Here is a 4,452-nt window from a genome sequence, read left to right on the forward strand (position 1 = left end):
CCATGCAGGACACCCTCTCGTCCGCCGACAGCGCCGAACTGGTCCGCCTCTGGCGGCGCCGGCAGACGCTGTCGCCCGGCGAGATGGGGCGCATGTACGGCATCGTGGGCGAGGCGCTGCGCGGCTGCCATCCGCCGGAGCTGAAGGTGCTCGGCGAAGGCCGGCAGGAGCTGGTGGCGCAGTTCATCTACGTGAAGGTGCTGCGGCTGGACGCCGACCCCGACGACGGCAGCGACGGCGAGGCGCCGCAGCCGCGCGAGCGCGCGCAGCACAGCGCGCCCTCCAGCGCCTTCGCGCTGTGCGCCTACTTCCGCCGCTACCTGATCGACTGCACCCGCGCCAGCGCCTTCCGCCGCAAGCTGTCCATCGGCGACGAGGTGACGGACGGCCAGCTCGAGGCGCAGCTCGGCGCGCACGAGGACGCCGAGTCGCGGCTGGCCGAGCACGGCCTGTCCAGCGCCGCCGTGCATGCGGCCGCGCGCGCCTTCATCGCCGCGCTCGACGAGCCGGAGCGCCTGCTGCTGTGCGAGGGCTTCGGCCAGGAGGCGCCGGGCGGCCTCTCGGGCGTGGCGGCGCGCCATGCCATCGCCTCCTACCACTATCGCGCCGGCCGGCTCGGCCTGGTGCACAAGCGTGAGGCGCTGCCCACCGACTACGCGCGCACGCAGATCGGCCGCTGGCTGCAGGAGACCCTGGGCATCGCCATCGTGCCGGACCACATGGCCGCGATCCTGGAGGTTTTCAAAATCCTCGGGGCTGAGGCGTCCTATTCCTGAAGCCATACCCAATTCAGGACACACGATGCACAGCAGCCCTGACCGGAAAACGCCGGGCCGCCCCAAGTTTTCCGCCCCCCCCGGGGGGGCGGATCGGGTGAAGCCCGATCCTGGGGGCTCGCTCTGGCCCCCGCTGGCCGTCATACGCGGCGCCTTCGAGCCGCCGGCGCCGACGCCAGGTGATGGGGCAGCCGTGCTGCACGGCCCCGCCGATGCCGCCCCGTCCGCCGGCCCGACCGCGCTGGCCGACCTGCTGCTGCCCCTGACCGAGCTGGCGCGCCGCCGCGAGGCGGTGGCGCAGCACGGCTTCGCCGCGCGCTGGGCGCCAGGGCGCCTGGTCAGCGTGCTGCACGAGGGCCGCCTGCTGGGCGTGCTGCTCGACCGCGACTTGGGCAACGGCCGCTGGCAGGGCTGGATGGCCGCCGCCGAGGCCGACTGGGCCGGCCCCTTCGACGTGCTGCTGGAGCCGCAGGACGAACCCTTCGAGCCGATGTTCGGGCTGGTCCAGGCCTGGAACCCCGTCACCGTGGCGCAGGCGCCGCAGCTCTGCGCACGCGTGCTGGGCGAACTGAGCGCCACCCGCCTGGCCGCGCTGCGCGCGGTGGCCGACGAGGCCGCCCAGGGCGCCGGCCCCGCCATCGAGCCCGCGCCCGGCCGCGTCGCGCTGCGCACCGTGGCCGGCTGCTTCACCGTGCTGTCGGGCACGCCGCTGGCCGCCGAGGGCGACCCGCGCACCGACTACCAGGCGCTGTACCGCGGCGCGGCCGCCGCGCTGCAGGCCGGGGCGGCGCCCGCAGCGCCTGCCGCGCCGGCCGCCGGGCGCGTCGCCTCGCCGCCGGCGTCATCCGGCGCCTGGGCGCGGCTGCGCGGCTGGCTGGGCGGCGACGGCCTGTGGCGTCCGGCCCTCGCCGCGCTGGCGCTGGTGGTGGTCGTGCAGAACGTCGGCCTGCTGGCCCGCCACGGCGAGGAGGACGACGCGGTGCGCTTCCGCGCCGCGCCGGCCGCCGGGCCGGACGCGGCGCAGGGCGACCTGGTGCTGCGCTTCAGGCCCGACGCGTCGGCCGCCGAGGCCGCACAGTTGCTGCGCAGCGCCGGCGCCCAGGTGGTCGCCGGCCCGGACGCGCAGGGCCGCTGGACGCTGCGGCTGGTGCAGCCCGGCGAGGGCCTCGCCGTGCTGCGGGGCTCGCCGCTGGTCGATGCGGTCGGGCCGCCCTAGGAGCCCGGCGATGCGCCCGCCCCCGGCCGCCCTGCGCCTGCTCCTTGCCCTGTGGCTGCTCGCGGCCGCGGGCACGGCGGCGGCGGTGCAGCGCGCGCTGCTGGTGGGCGTGTCGGAGCTGCCCTACCAGAGCGCCGCCCTGTGGCTGCAGGCGCCGCGCAACGACGTGCTGCTGATGCGCGACACGCTGCAGCGCCAGGGCTTCGCGCCGGCCGACATCACCGTGCTGGCCGACGGCGTGGCCGGCGCCGCGCTGCCCGAGTCGCAGGCCATCCAGCAGGCGCTGCAGCGCCTGCTGGCGCAGTCGGCCAGCGGCGACTTCGTGCTGCTGTACTTCTCCGGCCACGGCACGCGGCTGCGCGACCCGGCCAAGCGCTACCTGGAGCCCGACGGCCTGGCCGAGAACTTCCTGGCGCGCGACGTGCGCGGCGTGGTCGGCACCGCCGGGGCCTCCGGCCAGCTCGCCGGCAGCGTGCGCGACGTGGACGTCGATGCCTGGGTGCAGGCCTTCCTGGCGCGCAACGTGTTCGTGTGGGCGGTGTTCGACACCTGCTCCGCCGCCTCCATGACGCGCAGCCTGCGCGCGCCGCCGCCGGTGGCCGAGGGTGGCGAGGACGACGAGGTGCGCTGGCGCGGCGTGCGCGCAGACCAGCTCGCCGCGGGCGCCGCGCCCGCCGAAGCCGCGCCCGCCGCCGTGCCGCCGCCTTCGCCGGCGACGCCGCGCGCCCGCTACGTCGCCTTCTTCGCCTCCGAGAGCCACCAGGTCACGCCCGAGCTGCGGCTGCCGCGCGACAGCCGCGGCGGCCGGCCGCAGGGCCTGCTGACCTGGGCCGTGGCCGAGACCCTGCAGCGCCGGCCCGCGAGCTGGCGTCAGCTCTACAACGGCGTGCTCTCGCTCTATGCGCCCGTCATCGCCGAGCTGGAGGGGCGCTTCCCCGAGCGCGAGCTGCCCTCGCCGGTGGCCGAGGGGCACCTCGACGCGCCGCTGTTCGCCAACCCCGCCGGGCCGCTGAGCACGCAGCCCGCGTGGCCGGCACAGCGTGCCGGCGAGCGGCTGAGCGCCGACGCCGGCGCGCTCGACGGGCTGGAGGCGCAGCAGCCGGTGCGCGTGAGCGCCGTGCTGGCCGACGGCACCGTGCGCGAGGCCGAGGCCCGCCTCGACGCTGTGGCCACGGGCAGCGCGCAACTGGCGGTGCCGCCCGCGCTGCGCGACGTGCCCGGCAGCGCGCTGTGGAGCCTCGCCCCGCTGCAGCCGCCGCGCGGCGCCCTGCTGCGCGTGCGCGCCGACCGGCCCCTGCCGCCGGGCATCAGCCTCGCCTGGCCGGTCGCGGTGCAGGCGGCGGCCGAAGGCGAGGCCGACCTGCGGCTGGTGGAGACGGGGCGCGGCGGCGGCCGGCTGGAGCCGCTGCAGCCCGGGCTGCTGCCGCCCGGCGGCGCGACGGCCGGCGATGCCGCGGCGCTGCGCCGCCGCATCGAGCTGCTGGCGCAGCTCAAGTGGTTCTCGCAGCTCGCGCAGCTCGGGCAGGACAGCCGCATCGAGGGTTTCGAGGCGCTGCTGGAGACATGGGAGGGCGAGCGCCTGCTGCGCAGCGACCCGCTGCCGCTGGCGGCCAGCTGGGCGCCGCCCGGGCCCGGCCAGCGCTTGGCGCTGCTGGTGCGCAATGCCAGCGGCCAGTCCATCGACCTGGTGGTGCTGAGCGTCGACGCCGAGGGCGCGCTGCACAGCCTCTACCCCGAGCAGGCAGGGGCCGCCAACCGCTTCGAGCGCGGCACGCCCCAGGCGCCGGCGCTCAAGCGCTTCGCGCTGCCGCAGGCCGCGGCCGGCGCACCGCAGGGCGGCCGCCTGCTGCTGGTGGCCAGCCCCGCCTCGCCGCACAGCGCGCCGCGCCTGTTCGGCCTGCAGGCCAGCGAGCCGATGGCCGACCTGCGCGTGCGCGGCCAGCCCCGGCCGGAGAAGGAACACCCGCTGCTCGCGGCCTCGGTGCGCTGGGGCGCCGCGGGCCGCTGAGAAAGAGTCAACCGCACATCCGAGGAGAAGCACATGTCATTCAACAACGACGGCAAGCTGGACGTGGACGAGGCGCTGCGCATGGTCGACCTGGCGGCCAGCGGCGACCCCGACGGCGACATGGCGATGTCGGTGCAGAGCAAGGGCTCGCCGGTGGAAGGCGAGTCCCGCCGCGCCTACGACGACGGCAAGAAGCGCATGGACGTGAAGGGCTACTTCTTCCGCTCCTGGGTGCACACGCCGCCGGGCAGCAACAAGGGGCGCGTGTCGCTCACCACGCTGTCGGTGGTGCGCGAGAGCGATGCCGCCAGCGCCTCGCTGGCCGGCCTGCTGAACAAGCAGGCGGACGACCTGGAGGTGGTGATCTCGGTCTACAAGGCCAGCGGCGACGACTCGCCCGAGGAGCAGCCCACGCTGGAGATCACCCTCAAGCAGGCGCGGCTGGACCAGCA

The 4,452-nt window shown here is 76.6% G+C and carries 4 protein-coding genes; all 4 read left to right on the forward strand.

Annotation, left to right across the window (positions count from 1 at the left end):
* Window positions 1–2: 2 nt before the first annotated feature.
* Window positions 3–776 carry a hypothetical protein gene (locus ACIY1X_RS25015; RefSeq protein WP_399686004.1) on the forward strand — a complete coding sequence of 258 codons (774 nt, stop codon included), beginning with the start codon at window positions 3–5 and terminating at the stop codon, window positions 774–776.
* Window positions 777–969: 193 nt separating this feature from the next.
* Window positions 970–1,992, forward strand: coding sequence for a hypothetical protein (locus tag ACIY1X_RS25020; RefSeq protein ID WP_399686006.1), 1,023 nt, complete (start codon window positions 970–972; stop codon window positions 1,990–1,992).
* 10 nt (window positions 1,993–2,002) lie between these two features.
* Window positions 2,003–4,000: a caspase family protein gene (locus tag ACIY1X_RS25025; protein ID WP_399686008.1), complete on the forward strand. Its 1,998-nt coding sequence runs from the start codon at window positions 2,003–2,005 to the stop codon at window positions 3,998–4,000.
* A 33-nt stretch (window positions 4,001–4,033) separates the two neighbouring features.
* Window positions 4,034–4,452, forward strand: a 419-nt coding sequence (locus tag ACIY1X_RS25030; protein WP_399686011.1) for a type VI secretion system tube protein Hcp, incomplete at its 3' end; no start/stop codon positions are given.

It is taken from the genome of Xenophilus sp., assembly GCF_044462705.1.
Classification (GTDB): Bacteria; Pseudomonadota; Gammaproteobacteria; order Burkholderiales; family Burkholderiaceae_C; genus Xenophilus; species Xenophilus azovorans.

What these genes read in the sequence shown, in the direction of transcription:
- ACIY1X_RS25015 (WP_399686004.1), top strand. Translation starts at nt 3, where the DNA reads ATGCAGGACACCCTCTCGTCCGCCGACAGCGCCGAACTGGTCCGCCTC.
- ACIY1X_RS25025 (WP_399686008.1), top strand. Translation starts at nt 2,003, where the DNA reads ATGCGCCCGCCCCCGGCCGCCCTGCGCCTGCTCCTTGCCCTGTGGCTG.